At 59.0% G+C, this 24,781-nt stretch carries 23 protein-coding genes and 4 tRNA genes; 15 read left to right on the top strand and 12 right to left on the bottom strand.

All coding sequences use genetic code 11. The features are described 5' to 3' along the window. Positions 1–14: 14 nt before the first annotated feature. Positions 15–782, bottom strand: a complete 768-nt coding sequence (locus ACIGEK_RS15345) for a hypothetical protein (RefSeq protein ID WP_397494156.1) — start codon at positions 780–782, stop codon at positions 15–17. Positions 783–1,005: 223 nt separating this feature from the next. On the opposite strand from ACIGEK_RS15345, the gene ACIGEK_RS15340 reads away from it, so the two are divergent. From ACIGEK_RS15340 to ACIGEK_RS15325, 4 genes are all read left to right on the top strand, one after another. Then, positions 1,006–1,081 (top strand) — tRNA-Glu (locus tag ACIGEK_RS15340). 41 nt (positions 1,082–1,122) lie between these two features. After that, positions 1,123–1,198: transfer RNA gene (locus ACIGEK_RS15335), tRNA-Gly, on the top strand. Between the two features lie 43 nt (positions 1,199–1,241). Next, positions 1,242–1,317 (top strand) — tRNA-Glu (locus ACIGEK_RS15330). 21 nt (positions 1,318–1,338) lie between these two features. After that, positions 1,339–1,414, top strand: a tRNA-Gly gene (locus ACIGEK_RS15325). Positions 1,415–1,523: 109 nt separating this feature from the next. On the opposite strand, the gene ACIGEK_RS15320 is transcribed toward ACIGEK_RS15325, so the two are convergent. Further along, positions 1,524–1,934 (bottom strand): PA2817 family protein, encoded by a 411-nt coding sequence (locus ACIGEK_RS15320; RefSeq protein WP_397494154.1) that lies wholly within the window; start codon positions 1,932–1,934, stop codon positions 1,524–1,526. A gap of 66 nt (positions 1,935–2,000) precedes the next feature. Then, positions 2,001–4,448 carry an acyl-CoA dehydrogenase gene (locus ACIGEK_RS15315; protein ID WP_397494153.1) on the bottom strand — a complete coding sequence of 816 codons (2,448 nt, stop codon included), beginning with the start codon at positions 4,446–4,448 and terminating at the stop codon, positions 2,001–2,003. A gap of 164 nt (positions 4,449–4,612) precedes the next feature. On the opposite strand from ACIGEK_RS15315, the gene ACIGEK_RS15310 reads away from it, so the two are divergent. The 5 genes from ACIGEK_RS15310 (at position 4,613) to ACIGEK_RS15290 (ending at position 11,394) form a co-directional block, all read left to right on the top strand. Then, positions 4,613–5,272 carry a transglutaminase family protein gene (locus ACIGEK_RS15310; RefSeq protein WP_397494152.1) on the top strand — a complete coding sequence of 220 codons (660 nt, stop codon included), beginning with the start codon at positions 4,613–4,615 and terminating at the stop codon, positions 5,270–5,272. 208 nt (positions 5,273–5,480) lie between these two features. Next, the gene (locus tag ACIGEK_RS15305) at positions 5,481–6,413 is read left to right on the top strand and encodes an ABC transporter ATP-binding protein (protein WP_397494150.1); all 933 of its coding nucleotides are present in this window, start codon (positions 5,481–5,483) and stop codon (positions 6,411–6,413) included. A gap of 11 nt (positions 6,414–6,424) precedes the next feature. Next, positions 6,425–7,204, top strand: a complete 780-nt coding sequence (locus ACIGEK_RS15300; RefSeq protein ID WP_397494628.1) for an ABC transporter permease — start codon at positions 6,425–6,427, stop codon at positions 7,202–7,204. Positions 7,205–7,300: 96 nt separating this feature from the next. Next, entirely contained in the window at positions 7,301–8,332 is a 1,032-nt protein-coding gene (locus ACIGEK_RS15295) for an efflux RND transporter periplasmic adaptor subunit (protein WP_397494149.1), read from the top strand. Continuing rightward, entirely contained in the window at positions 8,329–11,394 is a 3,066-nt protein-coding gene (locus ACIGEK_RS15290) for an efflux RND transporter permease subunit (protein ID WP_397494148.1), read from the top strand. The genes ACIGEK_RS15295 and ACIGEK_RS15290 overlap by 4 nt, the downstream gene beginning before the upstream one ends. Positions 11,395–11,536: 142 nt before the next feature. Here the strand turns inward: ACIGEK_RS15290 and ACIGEK_RS15285 are convergent, their stop codons facing one another. Then, entirely contained in the window at positions 11,537–12,544 is a 1,008-nt protein-coding gene (locus ACIGEK_RS15285) for an NADP-dependent oxidoreductase (protein ID WP_397494146.1), read from the bottom strand. 225 nt (positions 12,545–12,769) lie between these two features. On the opposite strand from ACIGEK_RS15285, the gene ACIGEK_RS15280 reads away from it, so the two are divergent. Then, positions 12,770–13,531 carry an SDR family oxidoreductase gene (locus tag ACIGEK_RS15280; RefSeq protein ID WP_304868682.1) on the top strand — a complete coding sequence of 254 codons (762 nt, stop codon included), beginning with the start codon at positions 12,770–12,772 and terminating at the stop codon, positions 13,529–13,531. A gap of 146 nt (positions 13,532–13,677) precedes the next feature. Then, positions 13,678–14,562, top strand: coding sequence for a bile acid:sodium symporter family protein (locus ACIGEK_RS15275; protein ID WP_397494145.1), 885 nt, complete (start codon positions 13,678–13,680; stop codon positions 14,560–14,562). A gap of 61 nt (positions 14,563–14,623) precedes the next feature. On the opposite strand, the gene cysB is transcribed toward ACIGEK_RS15275, so the two are convergent. From cysB to ACIGEK_RS15250, 5 genes are all read right to left on the bottom strand, one after another. Beyond that, entirely contained in the window at positions 14,624–15,598 is a 975-nt protein-coding gene (gene cysB, locus ACIGEK_RS15270; RefSeq protein ID WP_397494144.1) for an HTH-type transcriptional regulator CysB, read from the bottom strand. A 112-nt stretch (positions 15,599–15,710) separates the two neighbouring features. Further along, positions 15,711–16,211 (bottom strand): universal stress protein, encoded by a 501-nt coding sequence (locus tag ACIGEK_RS15265; RefSeq protein WP_397494142.1) that lies wholly within the window; start codon positions 16,209–16,211, stop codon positions 15,711–15,713. A 151-nt stretch (positions 16,212–16,362) separates the two neighbouring features. Further along, complete coding sequence (locus ACIGEK_RS15260) at positions 16,363–17,268, bottom strand: 5'-nucleotidase (protein ID WP_397494141.1); 906 nt, start codon at positions 17,266–17,268, stop codon at positions 16,363–16,365. A gap of 9 nt (positions 17,269–17,277) precedes the next feature. Continuing rightward, entirely contained in the window at positions 17,278–18,225 is a 948-nt protein-coding gene (locus tag ACIGEK_RS15255) for a putative 2-dehydropantoate 2-reductase (RefSeq protein WP_397494140.1), read from the bottom strand. Next, entirely contained in the window at positions 18,225–18,611 is a 387-nt protein-coding gene (locus ACIGEK_RS15250) for a thioredoxin (protein WP_397494627.1), read from the bottom strand. The genes ACIGEK_RS15255 and ACIGEK_RS15250 overlap by 1 nt, the downstream gene beginning before the upstream one ends. Here ACIGEK_RS15250 and ACIGEK_RS15245 point away from each other — a divergent pair. Both ACIGEK_RS15245 and ACIGEK_RS15240 read left to right on the top strand, forming a co-directional pair. Beyond that, entirely contained in the window at positions 18,610–19,029 is a 420-nt protein-coding gene (locus ACIGEK_RS15245; RefSeq protein WP_397494138.1) for a PilZ domain-containing protein, read from the top strand. The two genes, ACIGEK_RS15250 and ACIGEK_RS15245, sit on opposite strands and share 2 nt — an antisense overlap. A 169-nt stretch (positions 19,030–19,198) precedes the next feature. Beyond that, the gene (locus ACIGEK_RS15240; protein ID WP_397494137.1) at positions 19,199–20,275 is read left to right on the top strand and encodes a 3-deoxy-7-phosphoheptulonate synthase; all 1,077 of its coding nucleotides are present in this window, start codon (positions 19,199–19,201) and stop codon (positions 20,273–20,275) included. A 145-nt stretch (positions 20,276–20,420) separates the two neighbouring features. On the opposite strand, the gene ACIGEK_RS15235 is transcribed toward ACIGEK_RS15240, so the two are convergent. From ACIGEK_RS15235 to ACIGEK_RS15225, 3 genes are all read right to left on the bottom strand, one after another. Then, complete coding sequence (locus tag ACIGEK_RS15235; protein ID WP_397494135.1) at positions 20,421–21,617, bottom strand: benzoate/H(+) symporter BenE family transporter; 1,197 nt, start codon at positions 21,615–21,617, stop codon at positions 20,421–20,423. Beyond that, positions 21,617–22,228, bottom strand: coding sequence for a LysE family translocator (locus tag ACIGEK_RS15230; RefSeq protein WP_397494133.1), 612 nt, complete (start codon positions 22,226–22,228; stop codon positions 21,617–21,619). The genes ACIGEK_RS15235 and ACIGEK_RS15230 overlap by 1 nt, the downstream gene beginning before the upstream one ends. Positions 22,229–22,377: 149 nt before the next feature. Further along, entirely contained in the window at positions 22,378–22,833 is a 456-nt protein-coding gene (locus ACIGEK_RS15225) for a MarR family winged helix-turn-helix transcriptional regulator (RefSeq protein ID WP_397494132.1), read from the bottom strand. 82 nt (positions 22,834–22,915) lie between these two features. Between ACIGEK_RS15225 and ACIGEK_RS15220 the strand changes: the two genes are divergently transcribed. Continuing rightward, complete coding sequence (locus tag ACIGEK_RS15220) at positions 22,916–24,076, top strand: PLP-dependent aminotransferase family protein (RefSeq protein ID WP_397494131.1); 1,161 nt, start codon at positions 22,916–22,918, stop codon at positions 24,074–24,076. Positions 24,077–24,098: 22 nt separating this feature from the next. Further along, a complete protein-coding gene (locus ACIGEK_RS15215; protein ID WP_397494130.1) occupies positions 24,099–24,701 on the top strand; it encodes a glutathione S-transferase family protein in 603 nt (200 codons plus the stop codon). Positions 24,702–24,781: the final 80 nt, after the last annotated feature.

The raw sequence follows: 24,781 nt of genomic DNA, 5'->3' as shown, positions 1-24,781 counted from the left end.
GCGCGCTGGAAGGGTTAGTCGTAGATGTTCTTCTTCTTCCACTCGTCGTCGCCGAGAGATTCCAGGCCGGCATCCAGTTCACTGGTCTGGTCAGTGGCGGGCTTGTTGTTTTCCAGAACCATGGCATTGGCGCGTGCCAATTGCGCTTCGAATTTCTTCAGAGTGTTCTGATAAGGGGCCGGGTCGGGTTGTTTGCGCAGGTATTGCACGCCGCGCTCGAACGCAAGGCGTGCCTGGCCTGGTTGATTTTGCTGCAGTGCCTGCTGGCCGAGGTTGCCGAAAAACTCGATATGCACCTGGGTCAGCATATGGCGTACTTCTTTGAGCCAGTGCTTGGCCTCGTTGGCCGGGATAATTCCGTCTTTGGCGCAGCGGGTCAGCTGGCCGTGAAGGTTTTCCAGCTGGAAGCGCACTTCCTTTGCCTTGGCCTCATTGAGAATGGGCTGCGGTGGGTTGTTGACGGCAATTGACTCGCCTTGGGCGATCAGCTTGCGCAGCTCTTCAACGCGCGCCTTGAGGGCGTTATTGCCCTTATCCAAAGGCAGCATGCGTTCACTGAAGTGCAACTGCAGGCGGCAAAGCATCAACTTCAGCGCGGGGCTCATCAGTTGGCCGGGGAGAGCTTCGGCGAGGTCCGTGCAGCGGCGCAGGCGATCATTGAGATCGGCCTTGATGCGCGCTTTCTCCAGTTTGTTGTTCTCGACCATATGATTGATGTAGGCAATGGCGATCAAAGCGACGATGCCAGAAATAATCAATATGGTAATCACGAGTGGGGACATGGGTGCAGCCTCTCGAACACCGGTTTTTCGTCCGAGTGTAGTGCCTTAGCCAGGAGGCTGATAGGGCTGCCTCACATTCGGAGCTGAAGTCTTTGATTTATAAAATTTTTTACACAGAGGTTGACGGGCCTTACAAGGCTCCATAGAATGCGCGCCACTTCGTAGCGCAATGCCTCACGGCAAAACGTGTAGAAGCCGGATAGAAGTTGTAGTTCCGGGATGTGTCCCCTTCGTCTAGTGGCCTAGGACACCGCCCTTTCACGGCGGTAACAGGGGTTCGAGTCCCCTAGGGGACGCCACTTCTTTAAGAAGCGGCTGCTTTGAACCAAGTTGTTATAAAGCGGGAATAGCTCAGTTGGTAGAGCACGACCTTGCCAAGGTCGGGGTCGCGAGTTCGAGTCTCGTTTCCCGCTCCAGATTTAGGTGGTCTGCTTAGGCAGGTAACCGACAAGTTCCAAGGTCCCCTTCGTCTAGTGGCCTAGGACACCGCCCTTTCACGGCGGTAACAGGGGTTCGAGTCCCCTAGGGGACGCCATTTTTAGTACCAAGTTGTATTGCGGGAATAGCTCAGTTGGTAGAGCACGACCTTGCCAAGGTCGGGGTCGCGAGTTCGAGTCTCGTTTCCCGCTCCAAATAAACAAAAACGCCGCTCATTGAGCGGCGTTTTTGTTTCTGTTGTTTTTGATGCATGTAAAAAGCCCGCCGGTTATGCCGTGCGGGCTTTTTGTTTCTGGTTGCGGCTTAGTGCGTACCGCCCTGGGCAGGCATCGCTAGCAGCTGTTTTTCCTGGTTCCAGTCGAAGGGTTCGTCGTTCTCTTCGGCGTAGAAGCGACGCTCTTCGAGGGTCTGGTACATCTCGATTTCTTCGTCGGGCATGAAATGCAGGCAGTCACCGCCGAAGAACCACAGCAGGTCGCGTGGTACCAGGTGGGCGATTTGCGGGTAGCGCTGGAAGATTTGGCTGATCAGATCCTGGCCCAAGTAAAGGCTGGCTTCTGGATCGCTGGGCAGGTCGTTGAGCAATTCATCGTAGCGCTCCAGGTACATGGCGTGGCTGTCATCGAGAATCTGCTCGGCTTCGCCCAGGGCGACCAGGATGGTGCGCAGGTGCTGCAGCAGGGCTAGGTGATGGTCGATGTGGGTGTTGGCCATGGGGCAATCCTGTAGGTAAAACGGGCGCGCAAGTATAAGGCTCGCGTCGCCCGCTGTCCTGTCGGTTTAACGGACCTTGCCGGAGGCCAAGGTCAGTTCCTCCTTGGCGAAGTCATCGACATCGATCACCACCCGGCGCGCGGCTTCGGCTTGTTGCAGGCTATGCGCTTCATCGGCACTGAGTACGCCGGCAGCCAGCGCAGTATCGATCAGGCTTTGTCCAGGCCGTTCCTGTACCTGGCCGGCTTTGACGGCCTTGTGCAGTTTCTTCTGCAGCCCTTGTACGCCTTGCAGAAGATTCATCGCATATTGCAGAGCCCCCACCGAATCCTGTTCGGCTTGTGGGCGATAGCAGCCTTCAAGCAGTTCCTCCAGCGCCGGGTCACCGCTGTTACGGCCGATAATGCCAGCCACTTCGGCATCCAGTTCATCGCTTGGTCCCTTGTGACGACGACCCAGCGGCAATACCAGCAAACGCAGGGCGCAACCGAGCAGTTTGCTGGGGAAGTTGCTGAGCAGCTCTTCCAGCGCCTGTTCGGCTTTGCACAGGCTTTCTTCCATGGCCCAGCGCAGCATGGGCTGCGAATGTTCCGGGTAGCCTAGATCGTGGTAGCGCTTGAGCGCCGCCGAAGCCAAGTACAGGTGGCTGAGCACATCACCGAGGCGCGCCGACAGGCGTTCGCGGCGTTTCAGTTCGCCGCCGAGCAGCATCATGCTGGTGTCGGCGAGCAGGGCGAAGGACGCTGCCAGGCGATTGAGGGCGCGGAAGTAAGGACGGCTGATGCGGTCGCCGGGCACCTGGCTGAAGACGCCAAAACCCAGGCTGAGCAGCAGGCTGCTGGCGGCGTTGCTGACGGCAAAGCCGATATGTTGCAGCAGCAGTTCGTCGAACTCATGCAGCGCCTGATCCTGGTCGGCGTGGTTGGCCAGAGCCATTTCCTTGAGCACGTAGGGGTGGCAGCGAATCGCGCCCTGACCAAAGATCATCAGGTTACGCGAAAGGATATTGGCCCCCTCCACGGTGATAAAGATCGGTGCACCTTGCCAGGAGCGGGCTAGGTAGTTGTTCGGGCCCATGACGATACCCTTGCCGCCATGTACGTCCATGGCGTGGCTGATGCACTCGCGGCCACGTTCGGTTAGGTGGTATTTGAGGATGGCCGAGAGCACCGAAGGCTTCTCGCCCAAATCCACCGCATTGGCGGTGAGGATGCGTGCGCTGTCCATCAGCCAAGCATTGCCGCCGATACGTGCCAGGGCTTGCTGAATGCCTTCGAAGGCGGACAGCGGCACGTTGAACTGCTCGCGTACCTGGCTGTACTGGCCAGTGGTCAGGCTGGTGAACTTGGCCGCGCCCGTGCCGACTGCCGGCAGGGAGATGGAGCGGCCCACAGACAGGCAGTTCATCAGCATCATCCAGCCCTTGCCGAGCATCTCCTGGCCGCCAATCAGGTACTCCAGCGGGATGAACACATCCTTGCCGGAGTTAGGCCCATTCATAAAGGCGGCGCCGAGCGGAAGGTGACGGCGACCGATTTCAACCCCGGGCGTTTCAGTGGGTACCAGGGCCAGGCTGATACCGAGGTCTTCCTCTTCGCCCAGCAGGTGCTCGGGGTCGTAGGCCTTGAAAGCCAGGCCGAGCAAGGTCGCGACCGGGCCGAGGGTGATGTAGCGCTTTTCCCAGTTCAGACGCAGACCGATGACTTCCTCACCTTGCCACTGGCCTTTGCAGATGATCCCGGTATCCGGCATGGCGCCGGCGTCGGAGCCTGCCAGTGGGCCGGTGAGGGCGAAGCAGGGGATGTCTTCACCGCGCGCCAACCGCGGCAGGTAGTGGTCACGCTGCGCTTCGGTGCCGTAGTGCAGCAGCAACTCGGCCGGGCCGAGGGAGTTGGGCACCATCACGGTGGAGGCCAGGTCGCCGGAGCGGGTCGCCAGCTTCATCGCCACCTGGGAGTGGGCGTAGGCGGAAAAGCCCTTGCCACCATATTGTTTGGGGATGATCAGGGCGAAGAAGCCATGGCTCTTGATATGCGCCCAGGCTTCAGCGGGTAGGTCCATCTGCTGGCCAATCTGCCAGTCGCTGACCATGGCGCAGAGCGCTTCGGTCGGGCCGTCGATAAACGCTTGCTCTTCCTCGGTGAGCTGGGCCTTGGGGTAGGCGAGCAGGGTGTCCCAATCCGGGCGGCCGCTGAACAGCTCGCCATCCCACCACACCGTGCCGGCTTCAATGGCGTCGCGTTCGGTAGCCGACATCGGCGGCAGCACGCGTTTGAACCAGGCAAACAGCGGCGCAGTGAACAGGCTGCGGCGTTGTTGCGGCAGCAGCAGAGGTAAGGCCACAGCCAGCAGTAGCAACCAGAACAGGCCCATCAGCCAGGCCGGTGCATGGCTGAGCACACCCATGAAAACCAGAAAACCGGCAACTATGCCTAATGCGAGCAGGGGCGCGGTGCGGCGGTGAGCGAGAAAGGCCGTGCCAAGCAGCAGGGCGAGTAACCAGAGAGCGAGCATGCAGAATCCTCCGTGATGACAATGTGTTTGACGCACCATCATGAGCATAGTCGCCGTGTATGGCGACAAGAGCGGTGAGCTTGGCCGAATCGTCGTGACATTGGCCGGACTCGCGTCGCTAGACTGGTTCCTCAATCATTGGCTTTCAATCATGAGAAATCCTGATGCGTGAATACCTCGAGCCCGGCCGCTTCATCGATAGTGACCACCCAGCGCTGGTGGAGTTCGCAGAAAAGTTCCGTGGGGCCAGTCGTGACCCGCGCGAGCAGGCCATCAGTCTGTATTACGCAGTGCGTGATGAAATTCGCTACAACCCTTATGTGTTCAGCCGCAACGCCGACACCTTGAAAGCCAGTCACGCAGTGCAGGCGGGCGAGAGTTACTGCGTGCCCAAGGCCACCTTGCTCGCCGCCTGCGCCCGCCATTGCGGCATCCCCGCACGGATCGGCCTGGCCGATGTACGTAACCACCTGGCAACACCGCGCCTGTTGGCAATGCTCCGTAGCGAGGTGTTTGCCATGCATGGCTACACCGAGTTGTATCTGGATGGGCATTGGATCAAGGCCACGCCGGCTTTCAACCTGGCCTTGTGCCGGGTATTCAAAGTGGCACCGCTGGAGTTCGACGGCCTGAACGACAGCGTGTTTCATCCGTTCAACCAGCAGGGCGAGCGTTATATGGAATACCTGCATGACCACGGCCAGTTTGCCGATGTACCGGAGCAGCTGTTCTTCAGCCATCTGGCGGCCTGCTACCCGCATCTATTCGCCGAGGATGCGCTGTCGATTACTGGTGACTTTGCCGCAGAGGCCGCACCCGGCTGATGTATCGACAGGGCTGATAAGCACCATCGGAAACTGCCGGGTTTAATCTGCGCCTAGCGCTGGTAGGCTGCTGCCCAGCCTTGGGGCGGTAGTTTTGCGCAAAGATACTGTGGTGGCGATGTTCCAGGCGCTAGACTTGGGCCACATCGCGCTGCACGGCGCAGCCTCTCTCGAATTTCTTTTTATCTGATCAGGTGTGCGCATTTTTATGAGTACTGCTTTGTCCATTCGCCAGTTGACCAAGACTTACGGCAACGGTTTCCAGGCACTTCACGGCATTGATCTGGATGTAGCCGAAGGCGACTTTTATGCCTTGCTCGGCCCCAACGGTGCCGGCAAATCCACCACTATCGGCATTCTTTCGACTCTCGTAACCAAAAGCAGCGGCACAGTGAATGTGTTCGGCCATGACCTGGACAAACAACCCTCGGCCCTCAAGCGCTGCCTGGGTGTGGTGCCGCAGGAATTCAACTTCAACCAGTTCGAGAAGGCCTTCGACATCGTCGTGACCCAGGCCGGCTATTACGGCATCCCCGCGAAAATTGCCAAGGAGCGTGCTGAGCAATACCTCAATCAGTTGGGCTTATGGGGCAAGCACGACGTGCCGTCGCGTGAGCTATCCGGCGGCATGAAGCGCCGTTTGATGATTGCCCGTGCGCTGGTACATCAACCACGCCTGTTGATTCTCGATGAGCCAACCGCAGGTGTTGATATCGAACTGCGTCGCTCGATGTGGAGCTTTCTCACCGAGCTGAACCAGCAGGGCATCACCATCATTCTGACCACGCATTACCTGGAAGAGGCCGAGCAGCTGTGCCGCAATATCGGCATCATTGACCACGGGCGAATTGTCCAGAACACCAGCATGAAGGACCTGCTCAAGACCCTGCATGTAGAGACCTTCCTGCTCGATCTGAAGGAGTCGTTGTTGGTGCCGCCGCAGCTGGTTGGCTACGCGGCGCAGTTGCTGGATCACCACACCCTCGAGGTGCAGGTGGACAAGAGCCAGGGCATAACCGAGTTGTTCCGTCAGCTGGCCCTGCAGAATATTGAGGTGCTCAGCCTGCGCAATAAAACCAATCGCCTGGAGGAGTTGTTCGTGTCTCTGGTAGAGAAGAACCTGGCAGGAGGCGCGGCATGAGCACGACTTATCTGAACTCAGAGCTGGCCGCCAATATGGTGGCCCTGCGCACCATCGTTTACCGCGAGATTCGCCGTTTCACCCGCATCTGGCCGCAGACCTTGCTGCCGCCAGCAATCACCATGGTTTTGTACTTCGTGATCTTCGGTAACCTGATCGGTCGGCAGATCGGCGACATGGGCGGCTTCACCTACATGGAATACATCGTGCCGGGGCTGATCATGATGTCGGTGATCACCAACTCCTACGGCAACGTGGTGTCGAGCTTCTTCGGCAGCAAGTTCCAGCGCTCCATCGAGGAGCTGATGGTCTCGCCGGTGTCGCCGCATATCATCCTCACCGGCTATGTGGTGGGCGGTGTGCTGCGCGGCCTGGCGGTAGGTTTTATCGTCACGTTGTTGTCGCTGTTCTTCACCAAGTTGCAGGTGCATCACCTCGGCGTAACAGTGCTGGTGGTGTTGCTGACCGCGACCATCTTCTCCCTGGGCGGCTTTATCAACGCGGTGTTCGCGCGCAATTTTGATGATATTTCGATCATTCCGACTTTTGTGCTGACGCCGCTGACCTACCTGGGCGGGGTGTTCTACTCGATCAGCCTGCTGCCGCCGTTCTGGCAGACGGTATCGCTGGCCAACCCGGTGCTGCATATGGTCAACGCCTTCCGTTACGGCATTCTCGGGGTGTCGGATATTCGTATCGGTGTGGCGATCAGTTTTATGTTGGTGGCCACCGCTGTGCTCTACGGCGTGTGTATCCGTCTGCTGGTTAGCGGCCGGGGTATGCGCCAGTAGCGGGGTGTAGGCCCTAATATGGGGAAACAGTTTTAACGGCTGATCTGCCCGGCTCGGCCGTTAGACTCAGCCTCTACAAAGAATTAGGGGTTGTATATGTTTGCCCGGCCACCCGCTCTGCTCGGTACAGTTGTGCTGTTGTGTTCGATTTTCAGCGTGTCGGCGCAGGCCAATGAAGGGCCGCTGGTCGAGGTGGTCAAGCCCGAGCGCAGCCTGGTGCGCGATGAGCTGGTGACCTTTGGTTCGCTGCGTCCCGACGAGTCGGTGATGATCCGTCCGGAAATCGCTGGGCGGGTGGCGCAACTGCATTTTCGTGAAGGCCAGCGCGTCGAAGCCGGTGCGCTATTGGTAAGCCTGGATGATTCGATTGCCAGCGCCGAATTGGCCCAGGCGCAGGCCAACCTCAATCTGGCAGAAAAGAACTTTCAGCGCGCACAAATGCTGTTCAAGCGCGGCGCGAGCAATGCGCAGGCTCTGGATGAGGCTAACGCTGAGCAGCAAGCCTCGCGTGCCAGCCTGGCGCTGTCGCAGGCGCGCCTGGACAAAACGCGCATCCTCGCCCCCTACGACGGGGTGTTGGGCCTGCGAGCAGTCAGCCCTGGTGATTACCTCAGCGAAGGTCAGGACATCGTCAACCTGGAGGTGCTCGATCCGCTCAAAGTGGATTTTCGTATTCCGCAGAAAGCCGTCAGCCAGATCCGCCTCAAGCAGGTTATTGAAATCAGCCTGGATGCCTATCCGGGCGAGCGCTTTACCGGCGAGATTTTCGCCATCAACCCGCGTCTGGATGAAGCCGGGCGCAGCCAGGCGATTCGAGCGCACATCAGCAACAGTGAGGGTCGCCTGAGTCCTGGGCAGTTCGTGCGGGTTTCGGTGATTCTCGCCGAGCGGCCGAATGCCCTGCTGATTCCAGAGGAAGCCGTCATGCCGGTGGGCGACAAGCGACTGGTCAACCTGGTGGTTGAGGGTAAGGTCGAGTTGCGCGAGGTCAAGCTGGGCAAGCGCTTGGACGGCAAAGTTGAAGTGGTTGAAGGCCTGCAAGACGATGAGACCTTGATCAGTGCCGGCTGGCAGAAGGTCCGTGCCGGTGCGCCGGTGCGCACCAAGGTGGTGGAGCCCGCGGTATGACCCTGTCGGATATCTGCATCCGCCGGCCAGTGTTCGCCACCGTACTCTCGCTGATTGTGCTGTTGCTCGGGTTGATGGCCTATGACCGCTTGGCCGTGCGCGAATACCCGAATATCGACGTGCCGATTGTCACGGTCAACGTCACCTATCCTGGCGCCAGCCCGGAGATCATGGAGTCCCAGGTTGCTCAGCCGATTGAGGATGTGCTGTCCGGCATCGACGGGCTGGATTTTGTCAGCTCCATTAGCCGCTCGGAAAACACCCAGATCACTGCGCAGTTTCGCCTTGGCAGCAACTCCGATGAAGCCGCCAACGATGTTCGCGACCGCCTGGGCCGCGTGCGCGGTTTACTGCCGGATGAAATCGCCGAGCCCATCGTGCAGAAGGTCGAGGCCGATGCCCAGCCGGTGATCTGGATCGCGTTCTACAGCGAACGCTATAGCGCCATGGAGATCACCGACGTGCTGGAGCGGGTGATCAAGGATCGCCTGCAAACCATTCCCGGCGTCTCCGAAGTGCAGATTCGTGGCGCGCGCACCTTCGCCATGCGTATCTGGCTTGATCCCGAGAAACTTGCCGCGCACAACCTCACCGTGCAGGACGTGGAAGACGCCCTGCGCCGGCAGAACGTGGAAATTCCGGCTGGGCGCATCGAGTCGCAGCAGCGCGAGTTTACCGTGCTCTCGGAAACCGACATGAACACCCCGGAGCAGTTCAATCAGTTGATTCTGGATGACTCACGCGGCTATTTGCTTCGGCTAACGGATGTCGGCTATGCCGAAATCGGTGCGCAGGACGAGCGCAGCATCGTTCGTTACAAGGGCCAGCCGGCGGTGTCGATGGGCATGATCAAGCAGGCTACGGCCAATCCGCTGGATATCTCCGACGGCCTCGCCGAGGCTTTGCCAGATGTACGAGCGTTACTGCCAGAAGGCATGGAAATGGCGGTGGCCAACGACAATTCGCTGTTTATCCGCGAGTCGATCGACAACGTGTTTATCACCATCTGGGAAGCGGTGGGGCTGGTCATCCTGATCATCTTTATCTTCCTGCGCTCGCTGCGTGCCACCATCATTCCGCTGGTGACCATTCCGGTGTCGCTGATCGGCGCGTTTGCCCTGATGTCGCTGATGGGCTTCACCATCAACACCCTGACGCTGCTGGCGATGGTGCTGGCCATCGGCCTGGTGGTGGACGATGCCATCGTCATGCTGGAGAACATCCATCGGCATATCGAGGAGGGCATGCAGCCGCTGCAGGCGGCGCTCAAGGGTAGCCGCGAGATTGCCTTTGCGGTGATCGCCATGACCATGACTCTGGCAGCGGTGTTTGCGCCTATCGGCTTTATGCAGGGCACCACGGGCAAGCTGTTTACCGAGTTCGCCTGGACCCTGGCCGGGGCGGTGCTGGTGTCGGGGTTTGTCGCCCTGACGCTGACGCCGATGATGTGCGCGTTGTTGCTCAAGCCGCATCAGGCTGGCGAGCGGCATAACCGCTTGTACAACCTGATCGAAGACTTCCTCAACGGCCTGACCTACCGCTACAAACACCTGCTGGCCAAGGCGCTGAGCGCCTGGGTGCTGGTGGTCGGCGTGCTGCTATTGACCGTAGTGGCCTGTCTGCTGCTGTTCTCTGGGTTGAAGTCCGAGCTGGCACCGACCGAGGACACCGGCACCATCATCGGCGTATTCAACGGCCCGGATGGCGCCACCATCAACTACACCGGGCGTTATGCCCGTGAGATCGAAGCGGCTTACGCCAGCATCCCTGAGACCAACCGCTATATGGTCATCGCCGGTTTTCCGACTGTGGCTCAGGGCATTTCCTTTATGAAGCTGGAAGATTGGGCCGACCGTTCGCGCAGTCAGTTCGAGATTCGCAACGAGCTGCTGCCCAAGCTGCAGAATATCGCCGGTTTTCGGGCATTCCCGGTCAATCGGCCGCCACTGGGGCAGAGCGCGCGTAATCAACCGGTGAATTTCGTGATTCGCTCGTCGATGGAGTACAGCGAGCTGCAGGGCTATGTCGATGAGCTGCTCAGTGCGTTGCGTGATTATCCGGGGCTGGAAAGCCTGGACAGCGATCTGAAACTCAACGCGCCGCAGCTCAAAGTATCGGTCAACCGCGAGCAGGCCGTGGCAGTGGGCACTGATGTGGCCACCATTGGCCGCAGCCTTGAAAGCCTGTTCGGCAGCCGCCAGGTGACGCGCTTCAAGCAGAACGGCGAGCAGTACGACGTGCTGGTGCAGTTGCAGGGTGTGGACCGCAGCAACCCGCAGGATCTCGACCGCGTCTATGTGCGCGGCCGCGATGACGGCATGGTGCAGCTGTCCAACCTGATCGAGGTGCGTGAAACCGTGGCGCCGCGCGAGCTCAATCACTTCAACCAGTTGCGTGCAGTGACGGTGAGCGCCAACGTCGGTAGCGGCTACACCCTCGGCGAAGCCCTAACGCATCTGGAGCGCACCGCGCGCACGGTGTTTCCAGCCGAGACCCAATACGACTACACCGGCACCTCGCGGGACTTCAAGGAGTCCAGCGCCGGTATTGCACTGATCTTCGCGCTTGCATTGGCGTTTATCTTCCTGGTGCTGGCGGCGCAGTTTGAGAGCTTTACCGACCCGTTGATCATTCTCTTCAGCGTGCCGTTGTCGATGGCAGGGGCTTTGTTGGCGCTGATCTTGTTCGGCGGCACCTTGAACATCTACTCGCAGATCGGCCTGGTGACGCTGATCGGTCTGATTACCAAGCACGGCATCCTGATCGTCGAATTCGCCAACGTGCTGTTGCGTCAGGGGCATGAACTACGCGGTGCGGTGATTGAGGCGTCAGTACAACGTCTACGCCCTATCCTGATGACTACCGGGGCAATGGTACTGGGTTCACTGCCATTGGCGGTTGCCACGGGCGCGGGTGCAGAAAGCCGTCAGCAGATCGGCATGGTGATTGTCGGCGGCCTGCTGGTCGGCACCTTCTTCACCCTGTTTGTGATCCCGACCCTGTATATGCTGCTGCGCCGCTGGCGGCCAATAAAGCCGCATATCGAGGACGTGGCGGCATAGTCCGGATGTAATCCGGGAACGGTGTGGCAGGCAATAAATCTCCCCGGATTGCATCCGGGCTACAAACTGAGCCTGTGGGAGGGGCTTTAGCTGCGATAGAGTCGCGGCTAAAGCCCCTCGTACCCAAAACGGAATCTGGCGCTTAGTCGACCTTCAGCACCAGCTTGCCGAAGTTCTCGCCGCTGAACAGCTTGAGCAAAGTCTCCGGGAAGGTCTGCAGGCCGCTGACGATATCTTCCTTGGATTTCAGCTTGCCGCTGGCCATCCAGCCGCCCATCTCCGCAGCCGCTTCGGCGAAGCGTGGGGCGTAGGTCATCACCACCATGCCTTCCATGCGCGCGCTGTTGACTAGCAGGTTGAGGTAGTTGGCCGGGCCTTTGACAGCCTGCTTGTTGTTGTACTGGCTAATCGCCCCGCAAATGATCACTCGCGCCTTGAAGGCCAGGCGAGTGAGTACGGCATCGAGAATATCGCCGCCGACGTTGTCGAAATACACGTTCACGCCTTTTGGGCACTCGCGCTTGAGGCCGGTGACTACATCTTCATTCTTGTAATCGATGGCGCCGTCAAAACCGAGTTCGTCGACCAGGAATTTGCACTTGTCTGCGCCGCCAGCGATGCCGACTACGCGGCAGCCTTTGAGCTTGGCGATCTGCCCGGCAATGCTGCCGACTGCGCCGGCTGCACCGGAAATCACCACGGTTTCACCGGCTTGCGGCGCGCCAACATCAAGCAGGGCGAAGTAGGCGGTCATGCCGGTCATGCCCAGGGCGGACAGGAACAGCGGCAGTGGCGCGCGCTTGGGGTCAACCTTGTAGAAGCCCTTGGGCTCACCCAGGAAATAATCCTGCACACCGAGGGCACCGTTTACATGGTCACCCACGGCAAAGTCCGGGTGCTGCGAGGCCACCACTTCACCCACGCCTAATGCGCGCATCACCTCACCAATGCCGACTGGTGGGATATAGGACTTGGCATCGTTCATCCAGCCACGCATGGCTGGGTCCAGTGACAGGTAGGCGTTTTTCACCAGGATCTGCCCAGGGCCGGGTTCGCCGATACTGGTTTCGACATAGCTGAAAGTCTCACGGCTGGGCAGGCCGACCGGGCGTTGGGCAAGCAGGAACTGGCGATTGAGTGGTGCAGTCATGGCAGGTACTCACTGAGCGGAAAGACTGTTGATAGCCCTTAGCGGTGCGATGGGCAAGATTTGCCTATCACTCGAATGGTTGTTAATCCATTCGAGTGATAGGCGTGCAGGGGTGTTAATCACTAATTTGGATGAAGCCATCACCAGCAGTTTGATAGTGCTGCCTTGCGAGCTGGGAGCTGATTAGACTCGATACAGTTTCTAAATCCTTGCGAGGACACGCAGATGAGCTTTAGCTTTTCCGGCCGGGTTGCCCTGGTCACCGGTGGTGCTGCTGGTATTGGTCGTGCCACGGCACTGGCATTCGCCAACGAAGGCCTGCAGGTAGTGGTGTCCGACGTTGATGTGGCGGGCGGCGAGGCGACAGTCGCGCTGATCCGTGAGGCCGGCGGCGATGCGCTGTTTGTGCGCTGCGACGTGACCCGTGACGCCGAGGTCAAGGTGCTGATGGAACGTACGCTGGGCGCATACGGGCGCCTGGACTATGCCTTCAACAACGCCGGCATCGAGATCGAGAAAGGCAAGCTGGCCGAGGGCAGCGAAAGCGAGTTCGACGCCATCATGGGCGTTAACGTCAAAGGTGTGTGGCTGTGCATGAAGCACCAGATCCCGCTGTTGCTGGCGCAGGGTGGTGGCGCGATCGTCAACACCGCGTCGGTAGCCGGCCTGGGCGCTGCGCCGAAGATGAGCATCTATGCCGCCTCCAAGCATGCGGTGATCGGCCTGACCAAATCGGCAGCGGTCGAATATGCGAAGAAGAAAGTTCGGGTCAACGCAGTTTGCCCAGCGGTGATCGACACCGATATGTTCCGCCGTGCCTATGAAGCTGACCCGAAGAAGGGCGAATTCGCTGCCGCCATGCACCCGGTCGGGCGCATTGGCAAGGTCGAGGAAATTGCCACCGCAGTACTTTACCTGTGCTGCGATAACGCGGCCTTCACCACCGGCCAGGCGCTGGCGGTGGATGGCGGCGCTACGGCGATCTAATTTCATTCAGCAATAAAAAGGCGCCCATCTGGGCGCTTTTTTTATACCTCGCCATTTCTTTCACACGATTGGCCACTAAAGTCACTGCAGTGTTCTACGCCGCTGTTCAAGATCGACGAGCGCTTTGACTGAGGAGTAAGCAAGCCGTGACAGCTGACCCGTTATTGACTCTGTTTCTGCCCATTGCCCTGGGCATCATCATGCTCGGCCTGGGCTTGTCGCTGACCCTGGCGGATTTTGCTCGGGTGGTGAAGTTTCCCAAACCGGTACTGATCGGCTTGAGCTGCCAATTGTTGCTGCTGCCCGTGGTGTGCTTCTTTCTGGCCAAGGCCTTTGGTCTGGCTCCGGCGCTGGCGGTTGGTCTGATGCTCTTGGCCGCCTCGCCCGGCGGCACCACAGCCAATCTCTACAGCCATCTGGCCCATGGTGACGTGGCGCTGAATATCACCCTGACGGCAGTTAACTCGGTGATCGCGGTGTTGACCATGCCGCTGATCGTCAACCTGTCGCTGGCCTACTTTATGGAGGGCGATCAGGCCCTACCGTTGCAGTTCACCAAGGTCGTGCAGGTGTTTGTCATCGTGCTCGGCCCGGTGGCCATTGGTATCTGGATACGCAGCCGTTTTCCTGGCTTTGCTGCGCGCATGGAGAAGCCGGTGAAGATCATCTCGGCACTGTTTCTGCTGATCATCATCATCCTGGCGGTGGTCAAGGATTGGCAGACCTTCGTTGACTACGCGCCTCTGGTGGGCGGGGCGGCGCTGGCCTTCAACCTGATCAGCCTAGCGGTGGGTTACTGGGTGCCGCGGTTGTTGAAGTTGAGCCTGCGCCAGTCGATTGCCATCGGCATGGAGATCGGTATTCATAATGGCACCCTGGCAATTGCCCTGGCGCTGAGCCCAATGCTGCTGAACAACGCCACTATGTCGATCCCAGCGGCGATCTACAGCATCATCATGTTCTTTACCGCAGGTGCCTTCGGCTGGTGGGTCAACTTTGCCCATGGCAAAGAGCTGAAAGCGACTGAATAGGTATGGCCGAGTATGAAAAAGCCCGTCACTTGGACGGGCTTTTTCATACTCGCAGGTTGCTTCAGTGCAGCGGCAGTTCCACGCCCTCAAACAGTTCTTCCAGTTCAACCTTGCTGTGGCACTGCACGGCTTTGGCCATGACGTCGCGGGTCAGGTGCGGGGCGAACTTCTCGATAAAGTCACACATGAAACCGCGCAGGAAGGTGCCGCGACGGAAGCCGATCTTGGTCACGCTGGCTTCGAACAGGTCGCCGGCATCCAGTACCACCAGATCCGGGTCGAGCTTGGCATCGACCGCCATCTTGGCCACGATGCCGACGCCCAGGCCCAGGCGTACATAAGTCTTGATCACGTCGGCGTCGGCGGCGGTAAACACCACTTTCGGCGTCAGGCCGCGATGGCTGAAGGCTTCGTCGAGCTTGGAGCGGCCGGTAAAGCCAAACACGTAGGTGACGATGGCATATTCGGCCAGAGCCTCCAGAGTCAGCTTCGGTAGTTTGGTCAGTGGGTGGCCCTGGGGCACAACTACGCAGCGGTTCCAGCGGTAGCAGGGCATCATGATCAGGTCATTGAACAGCTCCAGGCCTTCGGTGGCGATGGCGAAGTCGACGGTGCCATCGGCAGCCATTTCAGCGATCTGCATCGGCGTGCCTTGGTGCATGTGCAGTGACACGTCCGGGTACTGCTTGATAAACGCGCTGATAACCGGGGGCAATGCATAGCGCGCCTGGGTGTGGGTGGTGGCGATGGACAGGGTGCCTTTCTTCTCGTTGGAGAATTCCTGAGCGATCTGCTTGATGCTTTCGACCTTGCGCAGGATCTCGCCGGCAGTATTGATGATGCGCTCGCCTGCCGGGGTGATGCGGGTCAGGTGTTTGCCGCTGCGGGCGAATACTTCAACCCCCAGTTCATCTTCGAGTAGGCGGATCTGTTTGCTAATACCGGGCTGCGAGGTGTAGAGGCTTTGTGCCGTGGCAGAAACGTTGAGGTCGTGATGCGCGACTTCCCAGATGTAGCGCAGTTGCTGAAGCTTCATAAAAATCCCTCAAAGCAAAAAGACAGCCGTTCAGGTTACCGGCGTTTTATATAACCATAATGATGATTGAAGCATTAAATCTAGACCAAAAAATAGAATGTGCAGCGCTTGTTTAAAGGTCACCGCGGCTGCGGTGTTGCAGCATTGGCACCAGGTACACCGGTACTTCGGACAGCTGCACCAGCCGCGACGCGGTGCGCCCCAGTGGAATGTCCATATCCGTGCCGTGACTGTGGCTACCTAGGACCAGCAAATCCACGCCGAGTTGCTGCGCTTCATCGAGTATCACCAGCGGTGGATCGCCCTGTACCACGCGCACTGCCTTGATCAGCTCAAGGTCATGCAGGGCTTCGCCGATCTCATCGCGAAAGCCTTCCAGCACCCGTTGTTCGATACTTGCCATTACCGTACTCAGGCCGTTGGTGCGTAATTCTTTGAGCCGCTCTTCATCCAGGTAGGTTTGCAGCACTGACTCGGCAAACAGGCCCATGGGCTCCACCGCGTGCACCACATACAGGCTGGCATTGAAGGAACGAGTCAGTGCTAGTGCATGCTGCAGGATGTAGGGGGCGTATAGGCCGAGGTCGGTTGCATAGAGAATCGAGCGAATCATTCGGCCTCCTTGACTGCCAGACTGGCAGGCCTGATCTGAGCTTAGCAGCGCAAGCAATAAGTCAAAGAAAGCCGAGGTTTTGAGGACGAATGGTTATATACGAGGGAAAGGTTTAAGCGGCGAGGGCGACTGAGCACCCTCGGGCGTGGATTTAAAGTTGTGGCTCGTTGCTGATGCCATGCGGGACATGGCCGGTGGGCACGACTTTGCTGGCTTTTTCGCAGTGGCCGGTCTGGTCGTCGAAGAAGACGTCAGCGCCGAAGGTTTCCAGTATCGCGGATTTTTCCAGGCCGCCGAGGAAGAAGGATTCATCCAACCGAATATTCCATTCACGCAGCGTACGAATCACCCGCTCATGGGCCGGGGCCGAGCGCGCGGTAACCAGCGCCGTGCGAATCGGGCACTGCTCTTCGGGAAATTCCTGCTGCAAACGGTGCAGGGCGGCGAGGAACGGCTTGAACGGTCCACCGCCGAGCAACTCACGGGCCGACTGGCGCTCGTGACTCTGGAAGGCTTCCAATCCGGCCTGCTGATAGACCCGTTCGGATTCATCGGAAAACAGCACGGCGTCCCCGTCGAAGGCGATGCGCAGTTCATTGCTCGCAGCGCGCCGCGCACCACCGGAAAGGATAGTGGCTGCACCAAACCCTGAACGTAAAGCACTGCGCACGTCTTCAGCATGGGTGGAGAGAAACAGGTGGCAACCAAACGCTGCCAGGTAAGGGTCGGGACTGCGACCCCCGACAAAAGCGGCGCGCGAGATGCCCAGACCGTAATGCTGAATCGAGTTGAACGCACGCAGGCCGGTGTCGGCGCTATTGCGCGAAACCAGAATGACTTCGACCCGCTGCTGTTTGAGGGTCGTGTTCAGTGCCAGGAGTTTTTCCACCAGAGGAAAGGCATCACCCGGAGGGAGTATCTCGTCCTCGTGTTCGATCTGATATTGGCGATAGGCCTCGACGCCCTGACTTTCATAGATCTGATGGCTGTCGCGCAGGTCGAACAGCGCCCGCGAGGAGATTGCCAGTACCAGTTTGTCGCCTAATCCCTTGCTCATGGCTGTGTCCTATTGCGCGCGTTGTTCGAGGAAACGCAGGGTCTGATAAAGCATCTCGGTGCGTGGCATGGCGCAGCCGGTCTTTGCCGCTGCGGCCAACGGCGCGGCATAAATGGCGTGCAGTTCCAGCGGGCGCTGCAGGGCAAAGTCGTGATACATGCTTGGCAGATAATCCGGCATGCGGTCGGTGGCCGCCAGCAGCTTGCCGGCAAAGCCTGCAGGTAACTGATAACCACAGGCGCCGGCGGCATCCACCACTTCTTGCATGATCGCCTCGATCAGTGCGCGGCTATCGGCGTTGCCCATCAGCGCCGTGGTGGCACTGTTCAGCAGCACGGCCAGGCCGTTATAGGGCACGTTCCACACCAGTTTCTGCCAGCGCGCCTGGTTGAGTTCGGCCATGGCAGTGGAGTCCAGCCCTGCAGCCTGAAACAGCGCACTGCCTTGCTCGAGGATCTGCTGACGACTGTCGGCATCACTCGCCGGGCCTGAGTGATAGCCCAGGTTGACGTTGCCTAGGGCCTGGTGCTCGACCACCCCCGGTGCGCTGCGATGGGCGCAGATATAGCAAAGGCCGCCCAGCAGGTGCAGCGAGTCTGGCAGCAGCGGACGCAGTTCGTCTTCCACGGCTAGGCCATTCTGCATCAGCACTACCTTGGCGCCAGGCGCGGCGGCCTGGCTGATTAACGGAGCCAGTTCGGCATTGCTGGTGGTCTTGGCGCCGATCAGCAGCCAGTCGCAGGGCGGCATATCGGCCGCCGACTGGTAAGCCTGCACGTTATTCAGGTACAGGTTGCCGTGTACGGCGCTATTGACCTGCAGCCCTTGACTGGCGACTGCGGCAAATTCGCTGCGCAGCAGAAAATGCACATCAAAACCGGCGCGAGCCAGCATCAGGCCATAAAAACCGCCAATCGCGCCGGAGCCGATAATGCCTATGCGTGGTGCTGCATTCATCAAGGTAGTTCCTCTGCGGGGCGCGACAGGGCAGTGTCCAGCGCCTGAATAAGTTCGGCTGTGTGCAGGCGACTCTGTAGCGCGCCATAAAATTGGCCATCCCGTACCACGAATAGCGCGGGTAGATGAAATACCTCGTAGCGCGTCACTAAACCGCCGCTGTTGGCTGCATCGACCCAGGCCAGGCGCTGTATTGGCAGCGGTAATTTAGGCAGTTCACGGCGCGCCCAACGGCAACTGGCACAACCTATGCTGGTAAATATCAGCAGTGAGGTGCCGGGTAGGTCGAGCAGATGGCGGTCTGCATCTAGATCGGTCAGTTCCAGCTCAGTCACTATACTGCTCAATGTGGTATCAAATTGATGGCATCCGAGGTCGTAACCGATGCGTCACTTTCTGCGTCATCCCAGCGATATGCCGGTTGAATTGGTGGTACGTAAGCAGGCTTGCGTACCGAAACAGCGGCTTAACAATATCAGCCTCGGCGGTGTGGCTTGCAACTCCAAGCGCGCATTCCGCCGTGGTACCGCCGTCGAAATGCGAATTCCGCTATTTGGCGAGCATGCCTGTTATCCAGGTGTCGTTGCCTGGTGCTGTAAGCAAGAGGGTCAGTATCTGGTCGGCATCGCTTTCGTTGATGAGGACACCTTGTTTCGCGCACGCATGGTCGAACAGGTCTGTCAGATCGAACATTATCGCCATCAGCGTGAGCAGGAGCTGGGCTGCAGCCTGACTGTTGAGGCGGTTGCGCAGGAGTGGATCAGCCAGCATGCCGCAGAATTCTCCCGCGCCAGCCTGAGTTAGTCGAATCGTCCTGTCGGCGCGGCTTAAGCCACCAAGCCCATTGTCGAGCCAGGCCTTTACGCGCTAAGGTTCGGCTTCCCCGCTGTGCTCATATTGCTGTGCTCCGCCACACGGGGATCGCTGGCGGCCGGCACCCGTGACCTGATGACTCTGACTGATGAATAGCACGATGGCTGATTTACCGATTGATGACCTGAACGTTGCCTCCAACGAGACCCTGATAACCCCCGCAGAGCTCAAGCGTGAAATTCCGCTGACCGAAGCTGCTCTGCGCACGGTTGCCAGTGGTCGTGAGGTAATCCGCAATATTCTCGATGGCAAGGATCATCGCCTTTTCGTGGTGGTTGGGCCGTGCTCGATCCACGACATTAAGGCTGCCCACGAGTATGCAGGGCGCCTCAAAGCGCTGGCGGCTGAACTGTCGGACAGCATGTATCTGGTCATGCGGGTGTATTTTGAAAAGCCGCGTACCACCGTGGGTTGGAAAGGCCTGATCAACGATCCGTTCATGGATGACTCTTTCAAGATCCAGGATGGGCTGCACATCGGTCGCACGTTGTTGCGTGACCTGGCTGAAATGGGCCTGCCAACCGCTACCGAAGCGCTTGACCCGATCTCGCCGCAATATTTGCAGGATTTGATCAGCTGGTCGGCCATTGGCGCACGTACCACCGAATCGCAGACTCACCGCGAGATGGCCTCTGGCCTGTCCTCGGCTGTGGGCTTTAAAAACGGCACCGATGGCGGTCTGACTGTGGCGATCAACGCCCTGCAGTCAGTTTCCAGCCCGCACCGTTTCCTCGGCATCAACCAGGAAGGTGGCGTGTCCATCGTCACCACCAAAGGCAATGCCTACGGTCACGTGGTGTTGCGCGGTGGCAACGGCAAGCCTAACTACGACTCGGTCAGTGTTGCCGTTTGTGAGCAGGAACTGACCAAAGCCGGCATACGCCCGAACATCATGGTCGATTGCAGCCACGCCAACTCCAATAAGGACCCGGCTCTGCAACCGCTGGTAATGGACAATGTGGCTAACCAGATTCTCGAAGGCAACCAGTCGATCGTCGGCCTGATGGTGGAAAGCCACTTGGGCTGGGGCGCGCAGTCGATTCCTAAGGACTTGAGCCAGCTCAAGTACGGCGTGTCGATCACCGATGCCTGCATCGATTGGGAAAGCACCGAGAAAACCCTGCGCGGTATGCACGCCAAGCTCAAAGACGTGCTGCCTAAGCGCCAGCGCGGCTAAGTACAGCGGCTGTAACAAAAACGGGCTTATGCGTCGCATAAGCCCGTTTTTTATGGCGTACCATCCATGGCCGACACCCTTCGGGCCGTCGCTTCGCGACGTTAAAAATCGCTCCCGGCCATTTTTTTATACCTATCTTTGTTAATCATGCCTCCCGCTTACCCCAGTTAAGAATCGCCAAGGTCAGCAGCCCCGCAACAATCCCCCAGAACGCCGAACCCACTGAGAACAGGGTCATGCCTGAGGCGGTTACCAGAAAGGTGATCAGCGCCGCTTCGCGCTCTTTCGGCTCGCTCATGGCTTGGGTCAGACCGCCGATGATCGACGCGAACAGCGCAAGCGCGGCGATGGAGAGGATCAGCGCCTTGGGTAGAGCAGCAAATAGCGCCGCCAGGGTTGCGCCGAAGATGCCGGCGATGCCATAGAACACCCCGCACCAGATGGCGGCGGTGTAGCGTTTTTTCGGGTCTTCGTGGGCTTCCGGGCCGGCGCAGATCGCCGCGCTGATAGCGGCCATATGGATGCCATGGCTGCCGAACGGGGCGAGCAGTATTGAGGTTAATCCTGTCGTTGTTAACAGCGGGCTGGCCGGCACGTCATAGCCATTGGCCCTCAGCACGGCCATGCCTGGTAAGTTCTGCGAGGCCATGGCGACGATAAACAGCGGGATACCGATGCTGATAACGGCGGCCAGGGAGAAGCTTGGCGTGGTCCATTCCGGTACCGCCAGTTGCAGCTCGAAGTGTTCAAAATTGAGTAGGCCGAAGACTCCGGCCAGTCCGCTGCCAACGATCAGCGCCGCGAGCACCGCATAGCGCGGCAGCAGGCGTTTACCCAGCAGGTAGGCGAGCAGCATGGCCACCACCAGCAGCGGTTGCTGCTCGGCGGCCACGCAGATTTCCAGACCGATCTTGAACAGCACGCCGGCCAGCAGAGCGGCGGCGATGGAGGCAGGGATGCGGCGCATCAGGCGGTCAAAGGTGCCGGTCAGACCGATCAGCACAATCAGCGCCGAGGCGAAGATATACGCACCAATTGCTTCGCTGTAGGGCACGCCGGGCAGGCTAGTGATCAGCAGTGCTGCGCCGGGTGTGGACCAGGCGATCATGATCGGCGCGCGATAGCGCAGCGACAGGCCGATGCAGCAGAGCGCCATGCCAATCGACAGCGCCCAGATCCACGATGAAATTTGCCCGTTAGTCAGTCCGGCAGCCTGGCCTGCCTGAAACATCAGCACCAGTGAGCTTGTATAGCCAGTGAGCATGGCAATAAAGCCGGCGACGATCGCAGAGGGCGAGGTGTCCGCCAGGGGGCGTAGACGTGGTTGTGACAGGTCGTGCATCAGAGCAGTCCAGTGTCGGCGAAGATGGGGTACAGCGAGGCTACCAGCAGTAAGGCCATGCCGATATTGAAGATGCGCAGCGCTCGGGCGTTGCTCAGCCAGTTGCGCAGCAGGCTACCGGCGACCGTCCACAGACCGACGCTAGGGCAGTTGACCAGAGCGAATAGTGCGGCGATCAGCAGGACATTGACCACGAAATTCTCCTGCGGTGTATAGGTGGTGATAGCGCCGATGGCCATGATCCAGGCTTTCGGGTTGACCCATTGGAACGCAGCTGCCTGCAAAAAGCTGAACGGTTTGCTGCGCGTTGTGGCTTGGCTGTCTGGTGCGCCGGAGTTAGCAATTTTCCAGGCCAGGTACAGCAGGTAGGCCGCGCCCAGATAGCGCAACACGTCATACAGCAGTGGCATTTGTTCGAACAGCTGGCCCAAGCCGAGGCCGACCGAAGCTACCAGCAGCATAAAGCCCAGGCTGATGCCGAACATGTGCGGCAGGCTGCGGCGCAGGCCGAAATTCACCCCGCTGGAGAGCAGCATCATATTGTTAGGGCCCGGCGTCACCGAGGTGACAAAGGCAAAGGCGATAAAGGCGAGCAACAATTCGGTGGTCATGGCGCAGCACTCAGGGGCAGTGCTGATCAGCCTAGGGACAGATGGACAGGGCGTCGCGGTACAGCGATGCAGGCAATGAGCGGTACAGTCTTTAGTGTGCAACTGCTGGTCGGTACAGTTAGGTCGCTAGTCTGCGCTCGTTGGTGTGTTCAGTTGTCGGGCGAGCTGTTCGGGTGGCTATTGCCCAACGTCTGGTTGACCTGCAGCCAAGCACTGACAGCTTCTTCTCCGACTTCATTAAAGGCCCGCTGTAACAGCTTGGCCTGCTCGCGGCGCAGCGCCTGTTCTAGCTTGGCGCCTTCGGCGGTAAAACCGAGTAGGCGTTTGCGCTTGTCGTTCTCGGCGGCAAGACTTTGCACCAGGTCCATTTCCAGCAGCTGGCGCAGTGGTGTGTTCAGCGCTTGCTTGCTGACGCCCAGATAGCCGAGCAGTTCTTTCATGCTCAGGCCTGGGTACTTGGCGATAAAAAACAGGATGCGGTGATGCACCCGCGACAGGCCACGGCGCGCCAGCATTTCATCGGCTTTGGCGGTGAAGGCTTGATAGCCAAAGAAGAAGGCTTCCATGGCAGTCTGCTGAGTGGTTGGATTTTTAAGGTCAAGCATATTGACGTATCCAGTCTGGTCGTCGTAGTTTCGGTCAAACAGTTTGACCTATTTTTATTTGCCTTTGCTACCGGTGATATCCATGGCCTTCTCCGAACGTGTTGCCCGCCTGAAAAGCTCCTTGATCCGTGAAATTCTTGCCGCGGCGCAGCGTCCGGAAGTCATGTCATTTGCTGGCGGCTTGCCTGCCGAGCCGATGTTGCCGAAGGTCGAGTGGGCTGAAATGCCGACGAGCATGGGCCAGTACGGCATGAGCGAAGGTGAGCCGGCGCTGCGTGAGGCGATTGCCGCTGAGGCGCGTGCTCTTGGCGTACCTTGCGACGCCAGTCAGGTGCTGATTGTCAGCGGCTCGCAGCAAACCCTCGATTTGGCCAGCAAGCTGTTTATCGATCCGGGTACCGAAGTACTGCTCGAAGCGCCGACCTACCTTGCCGCGCTGCAAGCCTTCCAGCTGTTTGGTGCCGACTGCATTGCTGTCCCGCAGGAAGCCGATGGCCCGCGGATTGATGCGTTGCGTGAGCGTCTGCAGAACCATAAACCTGCATTTGCCTATCTAATCCCGACCTTTCAAAACCCATCAGCGGTGCGTTACAGCGAAGCCAAACGCGACGCCGTAGCCGCTCTGTTGGACGAGTTCGGCGTGACCCTGATTGAAGATGAGCCTTACCGTGAGCTGGTGTTTGACGAAGGTAGTGCTACGCCGATTGTCAGCCGCCTGCAGAAGGCCAGCTGGATCTATACCGGCACCGTGTCGAAAACGTTGCTCCCGGGCCTGCGCGTGGGTTACCTGATCGCCACCCCGGACCTTTACCCCTATTTGCTGCGACTGAAACAGTCGGCAGACCTGCACACCAACCGCATCGGCCAATGGCAAGCGCTGCAGTGGCTGGGCAGCGAGAAATACCGCGGCCATCTGGCCGAGCTGCGCGACTTTTATCGCATTCGCCGTGATGCCATGCAGGCGGTGCTGGAAGAGCATTTCAGCGATCTAGCCGACTGGCAGGTTCCTCAGGGTGGCTTGTTCTTCTGGCTGACGCTCAAGCAACCGCTGGACACCCGCACGTTGCTGGCGCCGGCGTTGGCGCAGAATGTGGCGTTTATGCCGGGCGAACCGTTCTTTATCGACCCGGACGCCAATCCTGGCTATTTGCGGCTTAATTTCAGCCACGTTGCACCGGAGCGTTTGGGTGAAGGCCTCAAGCGTTTAGCTGAAGTGATCCGCCAGGTGCAAGCGAGTAAATGAGGACTCAGTAGGAGGAGGGGATATGGTCAAGGTTTACGGTGATTACCGTTCGGGCAACTGCTACAAGATCAAACTGATGCTGCACCTGCTGGATCAGCCTTATGAGTGGATAGCGGTCGATATCCTCAAGGGCGAGACCCAGAGCGACGCGTTTTTGGCCAAGAACCCCAATGGCAAGATTCCGGTGCTGGAGCTGGAAGACGGCACCTGCCTGTGGGAGTCCAATGCGATCCTCAATTTCCTCGCGGATAGCAGTGAGTTCTTGCCGACTGAGCCACGCTTGCGCACCCAAGTGCTGCAATGGCAGTTCTTCGAGCAGTACAGCCATGAACCTTATGTGGCGGTGGCGCGTTTTATTCAGCTATATCAGGGCCTGCCAGAGGCCCGTCGCAGTGAGTACGAGGAGTGCCATGTTCGCGGTTACAAGGCGCTGAAGGTGATGGAGAAACAGCTACAGCGCACCGCTTATCTGGTGGGCGAAGAGTTCTCGATTGCCGATATTGCCTTGTATGCCTACACCCATGTGGCCGATGAAGGCGGTTTCGATCTGACTCCGTACCCGGCAATCCGCACCTGGCTGGAGCGGGTTGCCAGCCACCCACGTTATGTCGGCATGCTTGACTGACAATGTGCTGATGCTGGCGGGTGAGCACGCGTTGTGTCAGTTCGCCCGCCAATCACCAGCTCGACGTAAAAAGCACTTAT

It is taken from the genome of Pseudomonas sp. NPDC079086, assembly GCF_044542155.1.
Lineage (GTDB): Bacteria > Pseudomonadota > Gammaproteobacteria > Pseudomonadales > Pseudomonadaceae > Aquipseudomonas.
The sequence above is the reverse complement of the archived record's forward strand: the minus strand, read 5'-3'. Positions and strand labels throughout refer to the sequence as shown.